Origin of the sequence: Dyadobacter sp. CY326 (assembly GCF_021390515.1) — a bacterium.
Taxonomy (GTDB): domain Bacteria; phylum Bacteroidota; class Bacteroidia; order Cytophagales; family Spirosomataceae; genus Dyadobacter.
The window spans coordinates 198,180-220,854 of sequence record NZ_JAJUXI010000012.1 but is presented as its reverse complement, the minus strand read 5'-3'; the positions used below and the strand labels follow the sequence as shown (position 1 = coordinate 220,854).

The following is a 22,675-nucleotide window of genomic DNA, read 5'->3' as shown; positions in this document are numbered from 1 at the left end:
ATTGAAGACGGAAAGTGCAAAAGCAAGAATGGACAGCCTGATGCGGCTGACGGTGTCGGACTGGAAAGATCGTAAAAATGAAGCAAGCGAAACATTGTTTTTCCTCGTGCAAACAATCCTCGCAATGATCAAACAAAATATATCTCCCAACTTGCCTGAGGCTCGGAGAAAAAACGTCGACAAGATCAGTCAGATTATTCAATACATTCACCAGAACATTTACGCGACAGAAAAAACGCAGGCAAGCCATTTGGCAACTGTGTTCGGCCTTTCGAAACATTATTTCGGGATATTCTTTAAAGAGCAAACCGGTTTTACGCTTGGGAATTATGTCGCCCGGAACAAGTTGCATTTGATTGAAAACCGCCTGCGTTACAGTTATTTCTCTATCAAAGAGATCAGCAATGAGCTCGGATTTACGGACTTGAGTCATTTTAACAAATTCGTAAAATTGCATTTAGGTCAAACGCCCTCAGCATTCCGGGAGCAGGTAAGTCAACTTGCGCTCCCAAAAAACATGCAAACCGAATGACTTTATCCCAAAGAACAGCCTCTTCAATGGTTAGATAAAACCAATTCATGCTTATGATACTGATAAGCTGAACATATGAAAAAGAGAGACTTTTTGAAGCTTACTGGTCTGAGCAGCATTGGGTTGCTGAATGCCGGTTACGCTAACGCTAATCCACTCGTACGGCCTGCGTCCGGAGCCCCGAAGTTTAACATGAGCGGTTATGCAGCACCAAAAATTGACACGGTCCGCATTGGTTACATTGGACTCGGCAATCGTGGCGGAGGAGCCATTCAGCGGATCAAAAAGCTTGAAAATGTGAAAGTAACCGCCCTTTGCGACATCAGAACGGAAAAGGCAGAGGAGGCAAAAAAGACATTTGAAGGCTCGGGTCATAACCCCAAAGTTTACTCGGGAACAGCCGATGCGTGGAAGCAGATGTGTGAGCAGGAAGATCTTGACCTCGTTTATATATGCACGCCCTGGAACCTGCACGCGCCAATGGCCAATTACGCCATGGAACACGGCAAGCATGCGGCCGTCGAAATTCCGGCTGCGACAACGGTTGACGATTGCTGGAAGCTCGTTGAAACATCAGAAAAGACCAAAAAGCATTGCATGATGCTCGAAAACTGCTGTTACGACTTTTTCGAATTGCTAACCCTTAATATGGCCAGGCAGGGCTATTTCGGTGACATTATTCATGCCGAGGGCGCTTACATTCATGACATTTACGATTCATTTTTTGACAAATCAAAGCGATATGACCTTTGGCGCTTGAAAGAAAATCAGCGCAATGGCAACCTTTATCCGACCCACGGACTGGGACCCGTCGCGCAGATTATGGACATTAACCGCGGCGACAAAATGGATTATCTGGTGAGCATGGCCAGCAACGACTTCATGCTGCAAGCACGCGCCGAAAAGCTGGCCGCCGAAGATCCTGACTTCAAGCAATTTAAAGGGAAGACTTTCCGGGGCAACATGAACACGACCACCATCCGCACCGCGAAAGGCAAGACAATTATGTTACAGCACGATGTAACTTCCCCGCGCGTTTATTCAAGATTGCACCTCATCAGCGGCACAAAAGGATCAGCCCAAAAATATCCATTGCCCGAAGGCGGCTTGGAAGGACGCATTGCACACGGACACGAATGGTTGAAAGATGCCGATTTCAAAGCGTTAGAGCAACAATATCAGCCCGAAATCGTGAAGAGGATCGGTGAGCTGGCGAAAAAAGTGGGCGGCCACGGCGGCATGGATTTTCTGATGGACTGGCGCCTGATCGACTGCCTCAGGAACGGCTTACCACTCGATCAGGACGTTTATGATGCTGCTTCTTGGAGCGTGATCGCGCCTTTGAGCGAATGGTCCGTGGCCCACCGTTCCAATTCCATCGACATTCCCGACTTTACATCCGGGGCATGGAAATCCAATAAACCCGTGGACATCGCCCTTTCTCAGGGAGGGAACACAGGAGTGAAATTGTAAAATTTGAGTTAAATAAAAGCCTTAATTGACCAGATTGTAATGAAAGTTGATATTTCGGAGGACAAGCGTGAATTGGGAGCGAAGGCCGGAACGCTGGCCGCAGCATTGATCCGCAAAACCATTGCTGAAAATGGTTTTGCTAACATTATCCTCGCCACAGGAACCAGCCAGTTTCAAACATTGGAACAATTGATAAAAGAAGAAAACATCGACTGGGGAAAGGTAACCATGTTTCACCTCGACGAGTTCATTGGATTGCCGTTGTCTCACGCTGCGAGTTTCCGGAAATATTTGCAAGAGCGCTTTTTGGACAAAGTCCCGACATTAAAAGCAGTTCACCTCATTAATGGTGAAGGGAACATTGAAACGGAAATTGAGCATTTGAACAGCATAATCAGCCAGCATCCGATCGACGTGGCGCTGGTGGGCATTGGTGAAAACGGACATCTTGCATTCAATGATCCGCCCGCTGATTTTGAAAATGAAAACGCATATCACGTCGTAAACCTGGATGAACCCTGCCGCATGCAGCAAATGGGCGAAGGCTGGTTTGGATCATTGAATGAAGTGCCATTGCAGGCGATCAGCATGACGGTGAAGCAAATTATGAAATCAAAATCCATAATCTGTTCCGTGCCGGATGAGCGTAAAGCGCTGGCCGTCAAAAATAGTTTAATGCAGCCTGTGAGCAACATTTATCCCGCGAGCATTTTGCAGCAACACGCAGATTGCACATTTTTTCTCGACAAAAGCTCCGCGTCTCAACTTCCTGAAAACAAGATCGCTTAATCTTTCTCGAACATGAAACCTGATAATCTTGGGGGAAACAATGATAGGCGGGAGTTTCTGAAAACGTCATTAGCCGCCGTGGCGATCCCTTTTAGTTTCAATGTTGATGCAATTTCAAATTTTATGCCCATGGAAAATCCAGCTTCACAAAGCGCGCAATTAATAGAAAAAAGCATTATCGGCGACTACGGAAGCTGGGCTGCTTCGCTGTTGAAGCCAGTTCCTCCCCTGTCTTTCCGGGACCCGAAGTGGACGGATTTGAACGCGTGGAAAAAGGAGGCGCGTGCAAAAGCAGAAGAGCTGATTGCCAGTCCGCCAAAATCGCCTTTGCCCCAGGTTACCATTGATAAAAAATACGTTTACGACGGTCTGGAAATAGAAGAAATTTCCTGGCAGCTGCCTTACGGCCATAAAACGGAGGCCGTTGTTTTGAAACCGCAAGGCGCAACAAAGCCGCTTCCTGCGATACTGGGCCTGCACGATCATGCGGGCAAAAAGTATTTTGGTTATAGAAAAATTGTCAAAACTTCGGAGAATCAGCATCCGCTTTTGGCCGAGCATCGGGCAAAAGATTACGGCGGACTTGCCTGGGCCAATGAAGTTGCCAAGCGCGGATATGTGGTGCTTGTGCATGATGCGTTCACATTTGGAAGCCGCCGCGTAAGGTTTGAAGACGTGGAGGGATTGACCTGGGGCGAAGTAAGTACAACGGGTAAATCGGATCAGGAGCCCGAAAAAAGCGAGAACATTGAAGCTTATAATGAATGGTCAAGTGCGCATGAGCACGTCATGTCCAAGTCGCTTTTCAGTGCTGGCACGACGTGGCCGGGTGTTTTTCTGGCAGAAGATCAAATTGCGCTGGATATTTTGGAACAGCGAGAAGATGTGGATAAGGAGCGCATGGGCTGCGGCGGTTTGTCGGGTGGCGGCTTGCGGACCGTTTATTTGGGCGGCATGGACTCGCGCATTAAATGTGCAGTTTGCGTTGGTTTTATGACAACATGGACTGATCTCATTTTAAATAAGGCCGTAAACCACACATGGATGACTTACACACCGATTTTGCCAAAATATCTTGATTTCCCAGAAATCCTGGGACTGCGCGTTCCATTGCCGACATTGGTTCAAAATAACAATCAGGATGAGCTTTATACGCTTCCCGAAATGAAAAAGGCAGATCAGGTCCTTGCAGCAGTTTATAAAAAAGCAGGCGCAGACGATAAATTTCTGGCCAAATATTACGACGGACCACACAAGTTCGATGTGCAAATGCAGCAAGACGCATTCGGTTGGTTTGACCAATGGTTAAAATGAGTTTTTACAAACCGATATGCTTCAAAAACGCTTCCCGATAATTCTGACCGATCGGAATTTCTGCGCCATTAATAAAAACGCGATTTCCTTCGATGTGGCTGATTTTGGCCTTATTAATGATAAAGGAGCGGTGAATCCGAAGAAATAATGTCGGCGGCAAAAGCTCCTCAAAGCTCGAAAAAGTCATTGCGGGCGACAGCGTGTGCTGCGTGGTGACAATTTTGGTGTAATTGCCATTGGCTTCGGCATATAGCAGCTCGTCGTGCTCGATTTTGAAGATCTTATCGCCGGCTTTGATGAAGATGTAATCCGTTGTTTTGTCATTATAAACCGTTTCAGCAGGCCTTGGCTGTTCCTGCAAATGTTCCAGCGCCTTGTCCACGGCAATGATGAAGCGTTCCAGCGAAAAGGGTTTGAGCAAATAATCACAGGCCGCAAGGTCAAATGCGTCCACGGCGTGCTCCTTGTAAGCCGTTGTAAAAATGACTTGCGGCTGTTTTTTGAGTGTTTTCAAAAATGCAATCCCATCCATAACCGGCATATTAATGTCCAGAAACAGAATGTCAACCTTTTGCTGCTGCATCACCGCCTTGGCCTGCAATGCATTGCCGCACATGCCCACAACTTCGAGGTTATCCAGATGGCCGCAATAGGTTTTCAGGATATCCCGCGCAATGGGTTCGTCGTCGACGATGAGGCAATTGAATTTTTGCATTGGTTGAATTTCTGGGAAAGCGTTTACTTGGTTTTGAGCCTTAAAACGGCCTGATAAGTCGTTGGTTCATTCTTTATAACGAGCTCGTGCTCATTGGGATAAAGTAATACAAGACGCTTATTTACGCTCGCCAGACCGAATCCGCTGTGTTTTTCCACAATTGAAAGTTCTTTTTCACGCTGATCGTGAGAGTTTTTTATTGAGAAAAGGATCAGGTTTTCCCAAAGTTTCAATTCAATGGAAATATAGATTTTCTCGTCGATGGTGTTTTTGGAATGCTTAAACGCATTTTCAACAAAAACGATCAGCAGCATGGGCGCGATTTTGATGTCCGGACTTGTGATTTCTTCAAAATTAGTGGTCAAAACGAGCCTGTCGCCAATCCTTATTTTTTCAAATTCAATGTAATGATGAATGTAAACCAGCTCGTCTTTGAGCGGAACAAAAACTTCATTGGCTTCATAAACCGAGTATCGCAGCAGATCGGAAAGCTTCAAAAGCAACGGCGGAATGCGTTCGTGCTGCGTAAGCGACAAGCCGTATAAATTATTCAATGTGTTAAATAAAAAATGGGGACTTAGCTGCGATTGAAGCAAATGCAGCTCGCTTTTGCTATGCTCGGCTGCCGCGCGTGCTTCTTTCAATTGGTTTTGCGTAACGCTCCGGCCCAGCTTAATGAGCATGCCTAATGTCAATCCGCTTAGCAAAAAAGGGACCCAATATAACAGCAGATTCAGCGGGCCATAATCCTCATCAAGATATTCGGCATGTACAAACAGAAAAACAATGCTGCCGAATGTGATAAGGGACAGTGCGATAAGCACCTCGTTGGAAATTGTTTTGTATTTCAATGCCCATAACTGCCCGAAATGCCTGCCGAGGAAAATGCAGAGAATTAAACAGCCCGTTGCCGCGGCAGCAACTGCTTCGTCATTATTGGTGCCCACGGAGTTGGCAAAAGAATCAATCGCCAGCCAAATAGGCACGGCCGCAATCGCCGCAAGCAAATAATAGATGTTGTTGCGAACAAATTGCACAGCTTTGTTTTCAGTTAAGTCCTTCATGGCTCGCTCCGTTTTTTCATCATTAAACATGCCACAAATGTGCTTCGCCGCATCAATTTAACGAAGCATTCTTGTCATAAACTGCCTGGCTCCTGACGAAAACCCCTTTCGTCTGGTCAAATCGGTTTGACGGTTCAAAAGTGTGTTCTGTCAGTGAAAAGTCCTTGTCCAGCCGCCCGGTTTTCATCAAGGTTTTCCCGCTTCAATATTTGACCCATCAAAAATTGATTTGGCCATAAAAAACTAAAAAGATGAAAACGATTTGCATTCTCCTGATTCTCAAAATGTTGTGCAGCCAAACAATGGCGCAAACGCCCGCGGTACAAACTATTCCCGCACCCGAAAAAGCGCCGGAAAAGGCCAAGGACGTCAATTTGAACGAAGTCGTAATTACGTCAAAAAAGCCGTTGATCGTTCTGGAAATTGACAAAACCGTTGTGAATGTGGAAGCCATGATCAGCGCCTCGACGAGTAACACATTGGAGGTTTTGGAAAAAACACCGGGCATTTCCGTTAACAGCAGCGGCGAAATTAGTCTGAACGGCCGCAACGGTGTGCTTGTGCTGATCGATGGGAAAAATAATTATATGTCGGGCCAAGATCTGGCGGCTTACTTGAAATCCATCCCGGGGGGCAACCTGGACAAAATCGAGTTGATTGACAATCCGTCTGCTAAATATGACGCTTCGGGCAACGCAATCATTAATATCAGGTTGAAGAAGAACAGGATAGGAGGGTTTACAGGCAATGTTGCACTGGGCGTTTCGCAAGGTAAATATGCCCGGAACAATGATGCGGTTAATTTGAATTACAACCACAAAAAGCTCAATCTCTTCGCGAATCTGGGCTATAACTATGAAAAAAATTACCGCAAAGATCATTTCGACAGACGCTTTTTTAATGAAGCCGGCGCATTGACTTCGATGGTTGATCTGCAAAATAATTTCGTTTTCAAAGACCGCGGTCTGAACGCCAATTTCGGGATGGATTTTACGGCAAGCAGCAAGACGGTTTACGGTGTGATTTTTAATGTTAATAAAGGGACGAGAAACGGAATGTTTGATTACAAAAGCATTGATTATGACAGCACACACCATTTAGAGCGCATTGGAAAGGGCGATACAAAAGCCAGAGACACCAGAACAAACCTGGGTTTTAACCTGAATATGCAGCACAAATTCGATAATAAAGGCAAAGAACTTTCGGCTGACATCAACTATCTGAATTACCAATCCAACGGAAATCAGCATCTGCAAAACTTTACATACGCACCCGAAGGCGCATTACTTGGGCATGAGCAATTCCGATATGTCATTCCCGCAAGCATTGACATTTACACAGTCAAAGCGGATTATGTGTATCCTTTGAAGAACAAGGCGCGGATTGAGGCGGGTTTTAAATCCAGCATTGTGGATAATGACAATGTGAATCAATTTTACAACGTGAATGGCGCCGAGCAGACGATTGACAACAGCCAATCCAATCATTTTAAATACCACGAAAATATCAATGCATTGTATTTGAACGGACAAAAATCATGGAAAAGGCTGGGCGTTCAACTGGGCTTGCGGATGGAAAATACAATGGTGCGTGGCGAACAGCTTGGTAATAATGAGGTTAAAGGAAGCCGCTTTACCAAAAATTATACCGGACTTTTCCCGGGCGCTTTTATCAGTTACAAATTGGACACATTGGGCAATAATACATTGGTTTTAATGGCTGTAAGAAGGATCACCCGCCCAAATTATCAGCTGCTCAATCCATTCCTTTTTTACCGCGATCGATATTCGTACACTTCCGGAAATCCATTGCTTAATCCGCAGTATCAGAGCCGGATAGAGTTGAAATATCAGCATAAGCAGTTCCTGAACATGGGTTTGAGTTACAACAAATTCTCTGATCTCATTTTTCAGACAACAGAGGCTGTTGATGACATTTTTACAACCAGACCGAAGAACATTGCAGGCGGATTCATGCTTTTGCTCAATACAACCGTGTCCACTTCGCCCGCTAAATGGTGGAATCTGAACTATACTGCACGCCTTTCGCATATTGGCATTAACGGCCGTGTTTACACCGAAAACCTGCATTTTGATGTGAATATCCTGCGTTTGGAGGTGAACAATTATTTCACATTTGGCTCGAACTGGAATGCGGAACTGGGTGGCTATTACGCCAGTCGGGATATGAATGGGCAGACATTAACGCGGGGAATGTATCGCGTGAATAGCGGTGTGCAGAAAAAAATATGGAAAGGAAAAGGCAGTCTGCGCGTTGCTTTTGATGATTTGTTTCATTCCTGGATTTACAACAACAGATCACTAAGCCTCAAACAATCGGAATATTTCCAAACAAGCGAATCGGATACGCAGCGCATTAGTCTTGCCATGACCTATCGTTTTGGAAAAGACGCCTTCGCGCGCAAACGCCGCCACAATAACAATGCATTGGACGAGGAAAAAGGAAGGATTGAATGAGTTTTGTTCTTCATGGTGTACATCAGTCCATTTTTTATTTATCCCAATGGTCTTAACTTCTCGTTTTGGAGTAGAATGATTACGGCAGGAAACGACCCGATTTTTTTCGAGTAAATTCTCAAAATAACCTGCTTAACAAAATAATAAGCCTGCTTAAATTGCCAGATAAAGGCTGAATTGTTGCTGACAAAAAGCACTAAACCAAAACCCGAGATGGAAAAAAAGAATACAACAAATGAGAAGTCAACTGCTTCCAGGAGAGACTTCGTCAAGGCGGCAGGTGTGACTGCGGCCGGATTTATGATCGTTCCGAGGCATGTTTTGGGCGGGAAAGGCTTTACAGCACCAAGCGATAAGCTCCTTGTTGCCGGTGTTGGAGCGGGTGGAAAAGGCACGTCGGACCTTGCCAATTTTGCAAAAAGCGGAAAGGCGGATATCGCTTACTTGTGTGATGTGGACGACCGCAGAGCAGCGACGAGCATTACCAATTTCCCCAAAGCCAAATATTACAAGGACTTCCGGGAAATGTTCGAAAAGGAATCTAAAAACTTCGATGCCGTGTCGGTTTCCACACCCGACCACACGCACGCAGTTGTAGCCATGGCGGCCATGCAGCTGGGCAAGCACGTGTATGTGCAAAAGCCCATGACGCATGACATTTACGAAGCCAGAAAACTCACCGAAGCAGCAGCAAAATATAAAGTTGTAACCCAAATGGGAAACCAGGGTTCATCCGGCGACGGCGTGAGAACATTGCACGAATGGTATGACGCGGGCATCATCGGCGACGTTGATACAGTCTACATATGGACCAACCGGCCGATCTGGCCACAAGGCATTCCCTGGCCAACCGAAAAGCCACCGGTTCCAAAAGAACTTGACTGGGATCTTTGGCTGGGAACCGCACCTAAAAAAGATTATGTGGAAAACCTCATCCCGGGAAGCTGGAGAGGTTGGTGGGATTATGGAACAGGCGCATTGGGCGATTTGGGATGTCACTTGATGGAAGCGCCATTCCGTGTGCTTGGGCTGAAATATGCGACGGATATGCAGGCCAGCGTAGGCAGTGTTTTCACTGCTTTTGGTAAACGAGGCATTTTCCCAGACAGTTGCCCTCCGTCGAGCCACGCAACGCTTACATTCCCGAAGACTCCAAAAACAAAAGGCCCCGTAACCATGCATTGGATGGACGGCGGCATCAAACCGGAGCGCCCGGAAGAACTTGGACCGAATGAATTGTTCGGGGACGGGAACAGCGGAATTTTGTTTGTAGGTTCAAAAGGCAAAATGATGGCCAGCGAATATGCAGCCAATCCACGCTTGCTGCCACTTACCAGAATGCAGGAAGTGAATGTTAAACAAAAGTTTGCGCGCGTGCCAGGCAGTGCCGAAGGACATTATGCGCAATGGGTAGAAGGTTGTATCGCAGGTTACGGCAAAATGGAATTGAGCTCACCATTCGAACTCGCAGGACCATTAACCGAAGCAATCTTAGGCGCAAACCTGGCGATCCGCGGCGCAGATATGCCAAAGCCAAGAGAAGATGGAAAAGGTTTCACATATCCGGGAAGCAACATGAAAATGCTCTGGGACGCCCAAAACATGAAAGTGACCAACTTTGACGAAGTGAACCAATTCGTCCGCCGTCAATATCGTGATGGTTGGAGTTTGGGGGTTTAGCGTTTATGAGTTTATAGCGAAAGCCAGACCGCGATGATGTCGTGATCTGGCTTTTGCTTTTTAAGTATCTTATATTTTGCTATTCAATTACATTTGACTGCCATATCGTAGCCGTGGCGCATTGTTTGCATACATGAATGCTTCTATCTATTTTTTCCAATTATCTAACTATTGTTTTCTACCGATATTTCATCCCTCCGGGATTCTTGCCCGGCTTGTTGAACTATCTCCCTTACCGACCTTTCATCCTCCGGGATTTTGTTAATTGTATCCGGGGTTTTGCTTGAATTCTTCCTTATTTGTGATTGCGTCTAGTTGCACTTGGGGGATGGGGCGGATCAGGTGTGTTTCCTTGATGTTTGCTTTTGCGTCCATATTGTATTTTTGGACGTAGCTGACCAATTTTCCTGTTCGTTTCAGGTCGTACCAGCGGAACAATTCTCCGGCGAGCTCGCGTGCGCGTTCGTCCAGGATGAAGTCAATGTTCAGGTCTTTTGCGGTGATTTCCATGGCGGCTTCTTTGCCTGGGATTGCGCGTTTTTTGCGAAGATCATTCATGTATTTCAATGCCTCGGCCGGGTTCGATTTCATTAAAGCTTCTGCAACGATTAGATACATTTCCGCAATGCGGATTACAAAGCCGTCGCGGGAGCTCCATTCCTGGTTTGCCGTCAATCGCGTTGGGTCCATGAACTTGCTCATTTGGATAAATTGTGACCTCAGCAAAAGCGAACCATCTTCCTTATACATTGTATTTCGGTCAAAAATCTTGTAACGGCCTGCTGCTTTGGCAGTTTGCGCTGGTGTGGCGACTGTTTTCAGGAATAACATGGACGTGTCACCAAGCGCCATTTGTGGATAACCATTCACCGTTCCTGCTTTCAAATTTGCCATATTGGCTTTCCAAACGGTTTGAAAAGTCCCGTCGTAACGCTGATCCACTTTTTCATTGAACAAGTCCAGCAGATGCAAAGTAGGAACGTAACGCTGGTAAGGACGGCCATAAGCCACGGAACGCTCCATGCCAGGCTGTTTGTCGTACACCATCACAAAGTGTAAATGACTGTTGTTGCCCTTGCCGGCTGCTGGGTCGTAATCACCATTCATGGTGTCGTCATTGGTGTAATTGACATAATACACCACTTCCGAATTCGCGCCGCCTTCCGAATTTTTCATGTCCCAAAGCGATTTGAAGTCAGAAAACAATGTATAACGGCCAGATGCGATCACCTCTTTTGCCAATGTCGCTGCCTGTGCATACAGCTCTGCATTGTTCGTCGTGCTGGCTCGGGTAAGCGACATTCTTGCTTTAAAAGCCTTTGCCACATCCTGCGTAATGCGTCCATTTGTGGATTTGGCGGGTGCCAGATTTGCAATCGCAATGTCCAGATCTTCAAAAATGACTTTGTAAAAATCTTCAACACTCGATCTTTTGGCGGTTGTTACAATGCCCGTTGTTGGTTCCGTGGAAAGCACCACATCACCCCAGGTTTCCGTAATGAGCCACAAGTAATGTGCCCGCAGGAAGCGCACTTCACCTTCATATTGTTTGTTCAAAGCCTCACTGATCAACGGCGACGGAAGCAGTTTCAATGCGGTGTTGCACGTGTTAAGCGCTTTGTACAAATGCGCCCAATAATCTTTCAAATTGGTCTGCGCGCCGTTTAAGTCGACCGTGTAATCTGAAATCTGGTTGGCTTTGTTGTCGCCGCCGCGCAAGAAAAGATCTGTTCCGGTTTCAGCGAATGCGGATGGAAATTCTTTGCCATACCATAATCTTGTGCCTGAATAAGAGGCATTTACGGCAGCTGTTATTCCTAATTCTGTATTGAGGAACGGATCTTCTGTAAGTCCGCTTTTATTGGTTTCGGCAAGATAATCCTCGCAAGACGTGAGTCCGGCAAGCGCGATAGCCATGATGAAGGTTGCTATTTTGATTTTCATTGGAATGTCTGTTTTAAAAATTCGATAGATCAATTCAGTTGTCTGAATGATTAAAAATCAATGTTTACACCAAAGATCATCTGCTTCACCAGCGGGAACGAAAGATCGCCGCCTCGCTCCGGATCATAATCTTTGATCTTGCTGAATGTGAAATAGTTTTGCAACGTTCCGTATACCCGCACACGGCCTACGCCAATCTTTTTCGTCAACGGTGAAGGAATGTTGTAGCCCAAAGAAACGTCCCGGATCTTCACAAAAGAGCCTTTTACATAACCCAGCGTCGATTGATACAAATAGTTCGTCGTAGAATAAGAGCTGTTAGGTCTTGGGAATGCATTGGTCGGGTTTTCGGGTGTCCAGTAATCCACGTTTGAGGAATTTTCGAGCGCGCTGGGTTTGTATGCCGATGCATTGTATTCGTAATTGATATAATGCCCGATGCGGCCGTAAACGAAGACACTCAGGTCGAAGTTTTTGTATTCAAAATGATTGTTAACCCCAAAAGAGAACTTTGGCACTTGCGAAAATGTCGTTCGGTCGCCGGGGTCAACCACGCCGTTTCCGTTCGTGTCCGCCACTTTCACATCGCCAGGTTTGTTTTTGCCAAAATTCAATGCTGCATCTTCCTCACCCAGTTGCCATATGCCTATCTTTTTGTAATCAAAAAACACTTTTGTTGGCTCTCCCACAAACCAGCTGTTCGCCTCATTGCGCGTCACGCCATTGTTAAGGGCGATGATCTTTTCGCGGTTCAAAGTGAATGTCCAGTCAGTCGACCAGTTGAATGCTTTTCCGTTGATGTTTTGAGAAGTGATTGCCAGCTCGATGCCTTTGTTTTCAACCTGGCCAATGTTTTCGAGGATTTCGCTGTAACCCGTGTGCGTCGGCAGGAGGCTTGGCAGGAGTAAATCCTTCGTTCTGGACCGATAAAGGTCGATTGTTCCGGAAATTTTATTGCCCAGCAATCCAAAGTCAACGCCCGCATTCCACGTTCCTGTGGTTTCCCACGTCAGGTTCGGATTGGGAATGATGCTTGGCCAGTAACCATAGGCAGCGCTGGTTCCAAATGCATAAGCCGACAGTCCCAAGCCTCCTTTTGTTGCATAAGGGTCAATGGCCGCATTACCCGATTTACCCCAGCTCACGCGCAATTTGAGGTCATTTACAATTTTGCTATCCTGCAAAAATGGCTCTTCGATCACGCGCCATGCCCCGGAAACCGAAGGGAAATAGCCCCATTTGTTTCCAGCCGCCAACACCGAAGATCCGTCTGCGCGTAAGGAAGCCTGGAAAATGTATTTGTTGCTCAGTTTGTAATTAATCCTTCCAAAAAACGAGGCGATTTTAGTTTCCCGCAGCCGGCTGCCGATGGCTTTTGAAATTGTATTGGAATTCAAATCGTGGTAAGACGTGATTGGTGATGCCTGGTTATTTCCCGATGAAGTATATTCCTCCAATTTTGTCCCGAGCGAGCTCGTTCCCAAAAGGCCCTGGATTTGATGGTTGCCAACGGTTTTGTTGTAATTCAATGTGTTTTCCCAGGTGTAATTGAAGTAATTGTTCAGCTCCACACCCGAACTGGAATTGCGTCCGACATTCGCAATCGTGTTGAAACCTTTGTAATATCCACGACGGAAGTCCCTGAAATCCAATCCAATAGTTGATTTTAAAAACAGCTCGTTTGTGATCTTCACATCCAGGTAAGCCGAGGAAAACAGGCGTTTATCGACAATGTTATTTACAAAAACGCCCGGTTGCTCATCGGCCAATGGCGTAAACTGCGCGCTGTAACCCGGCGCAGGATTAAGGATTAATGAGCCATCATCATTGAATGCTTTGGCAATGGGAAGGATCTTGTTGGCCATATTCAGCGGATTGTCGCGCTTGTCCTGGTTTTTGTAGGAATAAATGGCGCTTAATCCCACCCGAAAACGATCATTCAATTTGTGGTCGACGCCAATCTTGCCATTCAATCTGCGGTAAACGTCATTAAGGAGCAAACCTTTGTCTTTTTGGTAACCGAAAGACGTTGAAAAAGTCGTTTTTTCACTTCCACCCGTCAGGTTAATCTCATAGTTCTGCATCAGGCCATTGTGAAAAATATAGCTTTGCCAGTCTTCAAACTGCTTATCCTTAATGTATTGCAATTCCGTGACCTGGAAAATGTCTTCATCTTTCCTGTAAACATCGCCATTGGTTGTCCGGTAAGCTTCGCGTTTTTGCTGCGCGTATTCCTCACCATTCATCATGCGCGGATACAGCGCCTTTTTGTTCATGGAAACGTAAGAATTAAACGACAATGTGGACTTCCCTGCCGAGCCTTTTTTCGTCGTGATGATGATCACACCATTCGCGCCGCGTGTTCCATAAATAGCCGTTGAAGCGACATCTTTGAGGACCTCGATAGAGGCAATGTCTGTCGGGTTAATGTCAATAAAGGAACCGTAAGGAATTCCATCCACCAGCACAAGTGGCTTATTATCAGCCTTCAAGGAGCGGTTTCCACGCAGTACAATGTTGATATCCGCACCCGGCTGGCCAGAACTTTGCGTAATGTCAATTCCCGAAACTTTTCCCTGCAGTGATCGCAATGCATTGGTCGTTGGAATCGCTGTAATGTCCTTCGCTTTAACCGAAGTGATCGCGCCCGTTACATCGCTTTTTTTCATGGTCCCGTAACCCACCACCACGATCTCTTCCAATGCCTTCGTATCCGCCGAAAGTTTGACGTCAATCACAGAACGGTTACTCACCTCGATTTCCTGACTAACGTAACCGACGTAGGAAAAAACGAGTGTCGCGCTTCCGGCAGGGATTGTCAGTTTGTACAAACCGTTCGCATCCGTTGTTGCGCCTGTCGTTGTTCCTTTCAACAAAATGCTCACACCAGGCAGCTCCTCGCCATTATCTCCCGTCACTTTTCCCGAAATATCAATCACCGCATCAGAGCTGCTTTTTCCCTGCGCCGACTCAACCGAATTCGCTGTTAAGTTCAGACGGTCTCCTGCATAAACCTTCTGATTACCAAGTGGTAAAACTCCATACATGAGCAACAACCCCAGGGCCGACGCACTTTGTAGTTTTCTAAACATACATCATCACAGTTTATATTATTCTATTTATTAATGCAAAATCTAACTCCAAATGCGGCAGACCCCATGCGGTTGGATGGAGCATTACCAGAAAATTTCAGATTATTTCAAGACGAGTTGAATATGAAAAATCAAAGAATAATTTGATTATCTTATTCCTGTTTCGTTGTATCAGCAGAAGGAAGGTTAGATATTAGGCAGAAATGGCCAAGAATTTGCTGATATTTTTTTATGCAATCGATGTCGGGAACGTGGCCGAAATAGAATCGAACCATTTTTTTGTTGGATATTTCAGCTGCATTTAATCACTTTTTAATGTGATCTTCCAGCCATGTAACCAAAAGTAAATAGGATTATATACAGTTTGTTTGGCCTGAGCGGATGTTTTGTCTTTGAAGATTTACGCCTTGTGAATCCAACAATTTATAGCGAATCGCCAGTCTTTGAATGTGCGGTAGGAAGCATAAGGGCCAGGTAGGTGCTGTTAGCGGCAGTGAAGCCGGAATCAATACATTGTCAGTTTGCAATCTCTGACAGATAAGCCATTACTGCATGTTCTGCCCTGTTGTTGAATTTGATCGATGACGGCATGACAGACTCCCTTAAAGTGCGGTAAAAGTAGACTGCATTCCGTAAAGCAGCCAGGCACGACTTTGTGTTTTGGTCCGCCAGAGTACTTTTCATCAATTCTAAATCGTGCTCCGGAAGCAGCATTTCTATTTTTCTGACTCCTTTTGGCAGTTCCTTGTTTTTGATCAAAGCCAAAGGCCCTAAGACGGTCTGCTGGATAAAGGAGAGAAATGTTGTTGTCTCAAAAAACTCCCCCCGACCGATTTTGGCAGCAGCATAATGTATCCAAACCCAGAAGCGGTCTTCAATCCATTGAAAATCAGGGTAAGGAAATTCTGCAACTGATTGAGTTATTAATTTGGTGAGGACATTATTGCGCTCCCAGATAATGATCGGATCTTCAACTCTTGAAGTCATGTCGTGAAAATGAACAAATTTTAAATCGACATGCAACATTGGATTATCATACAGGCATATTAACAACCTGGGTTCGCCAACATGTTCGCCTGTAAAACATGCAAGCAAATCACCGGCAGATTCAGCCAGAGCCTTTTTTTGATCAAGAGAAAGTGTTTGAGACTGGTGCACAACGACCAAGTCAATGTCTGAAAATCGGTCCATCCGCCCATCAATCCATGACCCTCCCGCTGCCAGTGCAAGGAATTCATTATCAGATGAAGTCGTCTTTGAAAATGAATCGACAAAATCTTGAAAGTAGCTGGGCTTCATAAAAAAGGATTGAATGGAAAATTATCGCGTGACTTAATGTAGTCATGTTTTAGTTCACGGCGGCTTCGAATATCGACTTTATTAAAAGCTTTTTCTTCTTCCTGACTTTCTTTTCATCAACTGCCTTTGCGGAGGGGACCACCTGGTATGTAACCGAATTTGGAGGATTCCCTCAGGAAGATGGCTTGACAGTGAAAGCGCTTTTGTAGCTTTATATCCAAAATCCAGAACGAAAGTCCAGAGCGTTTTAATCACAAATACGACCCAGCAGACCAACATTAAATCATTAGCAAGCGGATTATAAATTCTAAAATTGCTGATGACACTGCTGAAAGGTTTGTAAGAGAAATCAATCCAGTTATCCTAAATATTATGCCTTTAAATCACGATGTTACTACTTTCCTAGACGAGTTGAACCACCCCCTCCGCAAGGAAATTGAAGCACTGCGCAAGATTATATTACAGGCTGACAGCCGACTGACTGAGAATATTAAGTGGAATGGGCCAAACTATTCTGTTGGAACAGAAGACAGAATTACCATGAAAATCCAGCCTCCAAAACAAATTCAGCTGGTTTTTCACCGAGGTGCAAAAGTCAAAGAGCAGCCAAAGGAAAATCTCATAAATGAGGACTATGGCCTGCTTGTCTGGAAAACAACTGATAGAGCCTTAGCAAGTTTTACAAGCCTGGATGCTATTGAAGCTAGTACAAACAGCCTAACCAAAATTGTTCGAGAGTGGCTGATTCAAAGCATCGCTTAACTACTACACAAGAGTCTTTTATGACTGGATATAATGCATCCATCACCTGCTTGTGTGACAAAATGATCAATGATATGCAGCAAAAAATTTAAGTTTATATGTCTTTAATAGAAAACAAATTTTATGATCAACCGTACAAATCTCTACTTATCACTATTAATCCTTCTATTTTCCTGCGACTTCCAGGATCATCCGCCGCAAGACGGAAACAACGGACCGGTCGTTGACCAGAATGCATTCGTAAATTCTCTAACTGCTGGTAACCGGTATTGGCGGGTTGAACAGCTTCATATCCAGGTGGGCGACACAACGCGACGCATTAATTTTTTCCCGTTCACCGATGCTGTTGAATACAACATTGCAACCAGTGTTGTGCCGAACACAAGCTTTCATTTTGAAAAGTCTATCATTGATGAAGTACTTGGGTCGGGACCCTATGGCAACATGCCATATCCAACGCCAAGTAATATGGAAGTTACCTTTCTCGGGCTGACCAGTGACGGTTCCTGGCAGTGGAACAATGATCGTCATACTGTCGAACTCAAACTGCCCGGTTCCATGAGCGCAATTATCAGGTCAGCATCCCGTTCAAAATTCTACCCCGTCCAAGGATATCTTGATAACAAGGTTCCGCCGCATTTTGTCAGCCTGAGCCAGGCGCAGAATGCCACGGAGCCAGAGCGCATTTCGGTCCTTGTTGAAGAAAATGATATTGTCTTGGGAAAAGTATATTACACCCTAATTCTAAGATCTTCCTGGATCATAAAGCGGAGCGGCGGCACCGACAAAGTGCCTGTATATCAAGTACATTATTGATTTACACAACGCGCGGGAGACGGTGACAATAAATGCGGGTTGTCGGCAAATGCCCGACGACCCGCTTAAAACCGAAAAAGCCCGGTCAAATGACCAGGCTTTTGTCGGGATGACAAGATTCGAACTTGCGACCCCTAGCACCCCATGCTAGTGCGCTACCGGGCTGCGCTACATCCCGAAATTATTGCAGACTGAGGTCTTGCAAATGTCTTTTAATTCCTCTTTTCTTTAGTTTACTTTCTAATTGCATTGCTGTTGAACAATCAGAGCATTCGAAAGTATAAAATAATTTCCAAGGCACCCCTTTGGCGGTAATATTAACACGCCTTCCATTATGCATTCTCAGCCTACTGTCTAAGTTCTGGGTTTGTCCCACATAAAACTTATCTAGCGAATCGCTGAACAAAATGTATACAACGAAGCTCATCTTTAATAGTGTGTTTGCGACTCTCCCGCTGCAAGCGGGATGCGCTACCGGGCTGCGCTACATCCCGAAATTTATTGCAGACCGAGGTCTTGCAAATGTCTTTTAATTCCTCTTTTCTTTATTTTACTTTCTAATTGCATTGCTGTTGAACGATCAGAGCATTCGAAAGTATAAAATAATTTCCAAGGCACCCCTTTGGCGGTAAAATTAACACGCCTTCCATTATGCATTCTCAGCCTACTATCTAAGTTCTGGGTTTGTCCCACATAAAACTTACCTAGCGAATCGCTGAACAAAATGTATACAACAAAGCTCATCTTTAATAGTGTGTTTGCGACTCTCCCGCTGCAAGCGGGATGCGCTACCGGGCTGCACTACATCCCGAAATCATTGCAGACCGAGGTCTTGCAAATGTCTTTTAATTCCTCTTTTCTTTATTTTACTTTCTAACTGCATTGCTGTTGAACGATCAGAGCATTCGAAAGTATAAAATAATTTCCAAGGCACCCCTTTGGCGGTAAAATTAACACGCCTTCCATTATGCATTCTCAGCCTACTGTCTAAGTTCTGGGTTTGTCCCACATAAAACTTACCTAGCGAATCGCTAAACAAAATATATACAACAAAGCTCATTTTTAATAGTGTGTTTGCGACTCTCCCGCTGCAAGCGGGATGCGCTACCGGGCTGCGCTACATCCCGAAATTTATTGCTGATTGACTCAGTTCCCGAACTCTTTGGGGTTGCAAATCTAGGAATTTTTGGAATACTGCCTATCCCAATTTGAAAAAAGTTGAGAGAGGCAGCATTTTGATTGGCTAAATTGTTTCGTTTTGCCAGTTTGCGTTCACGGGCTCTTCTTTGCCTTTTCTGAACCATTTGTCGCGAACGCGCTCATTTACATAATACATACACGGCACCATGATCAATGTCAGGATCGTCGAGAATGTTAATCCGAAAATGATGGTCCATGCAAGAATGTTCCAGAAGATCGAACTCGGACCGCCGACGATAAGATGCGGTTCCAAATTTCTGAAAAGTCCAACAAAGTCAACGGTTATACCCAAAGCCAAAGGAACAAGTCCAAGCACCGCGGCTGACGCCGTCAACAAAACAGGCGTTAACCTGATCGCCCCGCCTTCAATAATGGCTTCACGCATCGGATAACCACGACCTCGGAGCTCTTCAATAAATTCAATGAGCAGGATTCCGTTTTTCACCACAATCCCGGCAAGTGCAATGATGCCGACTCCGGACATGATAATCGAGAAATCCTTATTGAAAATAATGAAGCCGAGCAACACACCAATCAACGACAACAGGATGGTAAAGAAGATAATGAATGGTTTGATAACCGAGTTAAACTGCGTCGCCAGGATCAGATAAATCAGCAGGATAGCAGCTCCGAATGCCGTTCCCAGGAATGACATGGATTCGTTTTGCTCCTCCTGCTCACCACCCATTTTAATAATATAACCATTCGGAACTTCCATATCCTGGATCAATGCCTCGATCTGCGCCACAATTTCGTTGGCATTATAACCAGGCAAAACGTCGGAACCCAATGTTACAATCCGGCTTTGATCCTGGCGGTTGATCTGGCTGAAAGTTGTTGAGTAATGAATGTTGGCAACTGATGTGATCGGAACCTGACGCAGCGCACCGCCCATATTCATGTCGCGGTAAACCACATTAAGGCTCAGAAGTTTCTCAATTTGCTCGCGGTCATCTTTTTCCAACCTTACCATAATTGGATATTCGTCCTTATCATCCCTGAATTTGGAAACTTCAAGACCAAACAATGCAGTGCGGACGGCAAGCGCAATTTGTTGCGAACTAATGCCTTCGCGCTGTGCTTTTTCGCGATCAATGTCAATGACGATCTCAGGTTTGTTTGTAACCAGATCGGAACGCAATTGATCAATCCCTTCAATGCCTGATTGCTGCACTTTTTGCAAAACGCTTTTTTCAAGTTTTTGAAGCACTTCAAAATCGTCACCGGAAATCTCAATCGAGATCGGCTTACCCGTTGGCGGTCCAACTGCCTCGCGTTCTACCGAGATTTCTGCGCCCGGAATTCCTTTTACAGCTTCACGGATCTTGCGAAGAATCGTTTCTGATGATCGTCCGCCACGTTCGGTTCCGTAAACAAATGCTACGGTCACTTTCGATTTGTGCGGCGTGGCAGCGCGGTCTGGATTAAAAGGGTCACCCGCGTTTTTACCCACATTGGCAATCACCGAATTGACCATATCCATGGCTTTTTCTTTTTCCAAAACATCAAAAACCCGCTTCTCAATGATCTTGGTAACAGAATCGGTTACACGTGCGTCCGTGCCGATCGGCATTTTGTTATAAACGTAAACGTAATCCGGATCACCACTTGGGAAGAAGAGTACTTTGGGCTGCACAATGCCAGTCAGAACGAATGTGAAAATCAGCAAACCGAACACGATCACGATCGCTACAACCGGTCTCCAACCTCTCAAAAGCCAGTCGATCAGCTTGCGATAATTGTTTTTCAATGCAGGCAACAAACGGTCCTGGAATGGAACCAGGATTCTTGGTGTCAGAATGTAATGGTTAAAAATCCATAGTATCAATATGAATACGAAGAAGTTACCAACGCCCCGGTCGATTACGTAACCGATGGCCGCAGCCACAACCAGAATGATCAATGGTCGTCGGATGGCTTTGAAACTTGTGTCGTGGGCTTCTTTTTCATCGTCATGACGCCCCATGAAGGAGACAGCAAAAACCGGGTTCATTACATAAGCCACGAAAAGCGATGCGCCTAATGTAATAATGAGCGTTAGCGGCATGAATTTCATGAATTCGCCGACAATCCCCGTCCAGAAAAGCAATGGGAAGAATGGCGCAATGGTGGTCAGCGTTCCCGAAAGCACGGGAATAAAAACTTCACCTGCTGCAGCCTTAACCGCTTGTTGAATCGTCCAATCCTTATGCTGGTTAAACAAACGGTGCGTGTTCTCAATAACCACAATCGCATCATCCACCACAAGCCCTATCCCGAGCAGGAATGCGAAAAGAACGATCGTGTTCAATGTAAACTCCGTTCCTACCAACGGCCCGATGATCGGCATCATTACAAAGGCAACGAGCGCAGAAAGCGGAACCGAAAGTCCTACAAAAATCGCGTCGCGAACGCCCATGAAGAACATAAGCACCATTACCACGAAGATAAAACCGAGCACAACGGTGTTGATAAGGTCATGCAAATCAGCCCTCGTCTGGATCGACTGGTCAGCTGTGATTTTCACGTCCAACCCGGGTGGGAAACGGTTTTCTTTATAGTCAGCAATTACATTTTCAATCTTGTCAGCCGCGTCTACGAGGTTTTCACCAGAACGTTTGATAACGTTCAATGTAATTACCGTTTTGTTGGCCAAACGGGCAAAATCCTGTTGCTCTTCAAAATTATCTGACACTTCGGCCACATCACCCAGACGAACCGTTGCGCCTGTTGCCGTGCGAATGCGGATGTTTGCCATATCTGCAACATCCGTATACTCGCCTTTTACACGAAGCGTTCTGCGAACGCCTTCCACATTCAGTTCACCGCCCGAAACGTTGATGTTTTCACTCTGGATTGCGCTTTGCACATCAAAGAATGTCAAACCGGTCGATTTCATCCGATCCAGGTTTACATTGATCTGAATTTCGCGGTTAAGCGCTCCCAAAATGTCCACACGTGTGATCTCCGGCAATGCTTCGATTCCATCCTGCAAATCCTCGGCATATTGCTTCAACTGTTTCAGCGAGAAGTTACCCGCAATGTTTACGTTCATGATCGGGAACTCCGAGAAGTTCACATCCTGCGCCGTGGGGCCTGAGTCGAGGTTTTGGGGTAAGTCTGTTTTTGCTTTGTCAATGGCATCCCGGACTCGCTGGAGCGCGACCTCAACAGCCACATCCGGCGTAAATTCCACCAGGATTACCGACACATCTTGTAATGCATTGGACTTGATCTTTTTAACCCCGCTTAGCGATTTGAGCTGCTTTTCTATGGGTTTGTTGATCGTGTTTTCAATATCCGCAGGCGCCGTTCCGAAGTAAATCGTGTTGATATAGATCTGCGGGATCTTGATATCCGGAAACTGCTCTTTGGGCAGGTTGTTGTAAACCATAAACCCGGCAAGCGTAATGATGAACGTAAAGATGTAAATCGTCGTCCGATTCTCTACGCACCAGTTGGTGAAGCCTAAGGTTTTGTATTCGTTGAATTTCATAAAAAGCAATGTTGAATGAGTGAATGACTGAATGAGTGAATGT

17 protein-coding genes and 1 tRNA gene are annotated in these 22,675 nt (G+C 45.5%); 8 read left to right on the top strand and 10 right to left on the bottom strand.

All coding sequences use genetic code 11. The features are described from left to right. Position 1 precedes the first annotated feature (1 nt). The 4 genes from LZG73_RS22920 (at position 2) to LZG73_RS22905 (ending at position 4,108) form a co-directional block, all read left to right on the top strand. On the top strand, positions 2-532 hold the full coding sequence (locus LZG73_RS22920) for an AraC family transcriptional regulator (protein WP_233854875.1): 531 nt from the start codon (positions 2-4) through the stop codon (positions 530-532). A 75-nt stretch (positions 533-607) separates the two neighbouring features. Then, complete coding sequence (locus LZG73_RS22915; RefSeq protein WP_233854873.1) at positions 608-2,005, top strand: Gfo/Idh/MocA family protein; 1,398 nt, start codon at positions 608-610, stop codon at positions 2,003-2,005. 39 nt (positions 2,006-2,044) lie between these two features. Next, positions 2,045-2,794 (top strand): glucosamine-6-phosphate deaminase, encoded by a 750-nt coding sequence (locus LZG73_RS22910; protein WP_233854871.1) that lies wholly within the window; start codon positions 2,045-2,047, stop codon positions 2,792-2,794. Positions 2,795-2,806: 12 nt separating this feature from the next. Next, entirely contained in the window at positions 2,807-4,108 is a 1,302-nt protein-coding gene (locus tag LZG73_RS22905; protein ID WP_233854869.1) for a hypothetical protein, read from the top strand. A gap of 4 nt (positions 4,109-4,112) precedes the next feature. On the opposite strand, the gene LZG73_RS22900 is transcribed toward LZG73_RS22905, so the two are convergent. Together LZG73_RS22900 and LZG73_RS22895 are read right to left on the bottom strand one after the other, a co-directional pair. Next, entirely contained in the window at positions 4,113-4,823 is a 711-nt protein-coding gene (locus tag LZG73_RS22900) for a LytTR family DNA-binding domain-containing protein (RefSeq protein WP_233854867.1), read from the bottom strand. A gap of 23 nt (positions 4,824-4,846) precedes the next feature. Then, positions 4,847-5,887: a sensor histidine kinase gene (locus LZG73_RS22895; RefSeq protein WP_233854865.1), complete on the bottom strand. Its 1,041-nt coding sequence runs from the start codon at positions 5,885-5,887 to the stop codon at positions 4,847-4,849. 251 nt (positions 5,888-6,138) lie between these two features. Between LZG73_RS22895 and LZG73_RS22890 the strand changes: the two genes are divergently transcribed. After that, on the top strand, positions 6,139-8,364 hold the full coding sequence (locus LZG73_RS22890) for an outer membrane beta-barrel family protein (protein ID WP_233854863.1): 2,226 nt from the start codon (positions 6,139-6,141) through the stop codon (positions 8,362-8,364). Positions 8,365-8,577: 213 nt separating this feature from the next. Beyond that, positions 8,578-10,044 carry a Gfo/Idh/MocA family protein gene (locus LZG73_RS22885; protein WP_233854861.1) on the top strand — a complete coding sequence of 489 codons (1,467 nt, stop codon included), beginning with the start codon at positions 8,578-8,580 and terminating at the stop codon, positions 10,042-10,044. A 261-nt stretch (positions 10,045-10,305) separates the two neighbouring features. Here the strand turns inward: LZG73_RS22885 and LZG73_RS22880 are convergent, their stop codons facing one another. From LZG73_RS22880 to LZG73_RS22870, 3 genes are all read right to left on the bottom strand, one after another. Further along, entirely contained in the window at positions 10,306-11,988 is a 1,683-nt protein-coding gene (locus LZG73_RS22880; RefSeq protein WP_233854859.1) for a RagB/SusD family nutrient uptake outer membrane protein, read from the bottom strand. 50 nt (positions 11,989-12,038) lie between these two features. Next, complete coding sequence (locus LZG73_RS22875; RefSeq protein ID WP_233854857.1) at positions 12,039-15,080, bottom strand: TonB-dependent receptor; 3,042 nt, start codon at positions 15,078-15,080, stop codon at positions 12,039-12,041. Positions 15,081-15,596: 516 nt separating this feature from the next. After that, on the bottom strand, positions 15,597-16,379 hold the full coding sequence (locus LZG73_RS22870; protein WP_233854855.1) for an aminoglycoside 6-adenylyltransferase: 783 nt from the start codon (positions 16,377-16,379) through the stop codon (positions 15,597-15,599). A gap of 372 nt (positions 16,380-16,751) precedes the next feature. Here LZG73_RS22870 and LZG73_RS22865 point away from each other — a divergent pair, with 372 nt between their 5' ends. Continuing rightward, positions 16,752-17,141, top strand: coding sequence for a DUF1801 domain-containing protein (locus LZG73_RS22865; RefSeq protein ID WP_233854853.1), 390 nt, complete (start codon positions 16,752-16,754; stop codon positions 17,139-17,141). A 123-nt stretch (positions 17,142-17,264) separates the two neighbouring features. Beyond that, positions 17,265-17,957, top strand: coding sequence for a hypothetical protein (locus LZG73_RS22860; protein WP_233854852.1), 693 nt, complete (start codon positions 17,265-17,267; stop codon positions 17,955-17,957). A 104-nt stretch (positions 17,958-18,061) separates the two neighbouring features. Here LZG73_RS22860 and LZG73_RS22855 read toward each other — a convergent pair. The 5 genes from LZG73_RS22855 to LZG73_RS22835 form a co-directional block, all read right to left on the bottom strand. Next, a tRNA-Pro gene (locus LZG73_RS22855) sits at positions 18,062-18,135 on the bottom strand. A gap of 3 nt (positions 18,136-18,138) precedes the next feature. Beyond that, positions 18,139-18,384 (bottom strand): GIY-YIG nuclease family protein, encoded by a 246-nt coding sequence (locus LZG73_RS22850; RefSeq protein WP_233854850.1) that lies wholly within the window; start codon positions 18,382-18,384, stop codon positions 18,139-18,141. 71 nt (positions 18,385-18,455) lie between these two features. After that, on the bottom strand, positions 18,456-18,701 hold the full coding sequence (locus tag LZG73_RS22845; protein WP_233854848.1) for a GIY-YIG nuclease family protein: 246 nt from the start codon (positions 18,699-18,701) through the stop codon (positions 18,456-18,458). 70 nt (positions 18,702-18,771) lie between these two features. Further along, positions 18,772-19,017: a GIY-YIG nuclease family protein gene (locus LZG73_RS22840; protein ID WP_233854848.1), complete on the bottom strand. Its 246-nt coding sequence runs from the start codon at positions 19,015-19,017 to the stop codon at positions 18,772-18,774. Between the two features lie 183 nt (positions 19,018-19,200). Further along, on the bottom strand, positions 19,201-22,632 hold the full coding sequence (locus tag LZG73_RS22835; protein ID WP_233854846.1) for an efflux RND transporter permease subunit: 3,432 nt from the start codon (positions 22,630-22,632) through the stop codon (positions 19,201-19,203). Positions 22,633-22,675 lie beyond the last annotated feature (43 nt).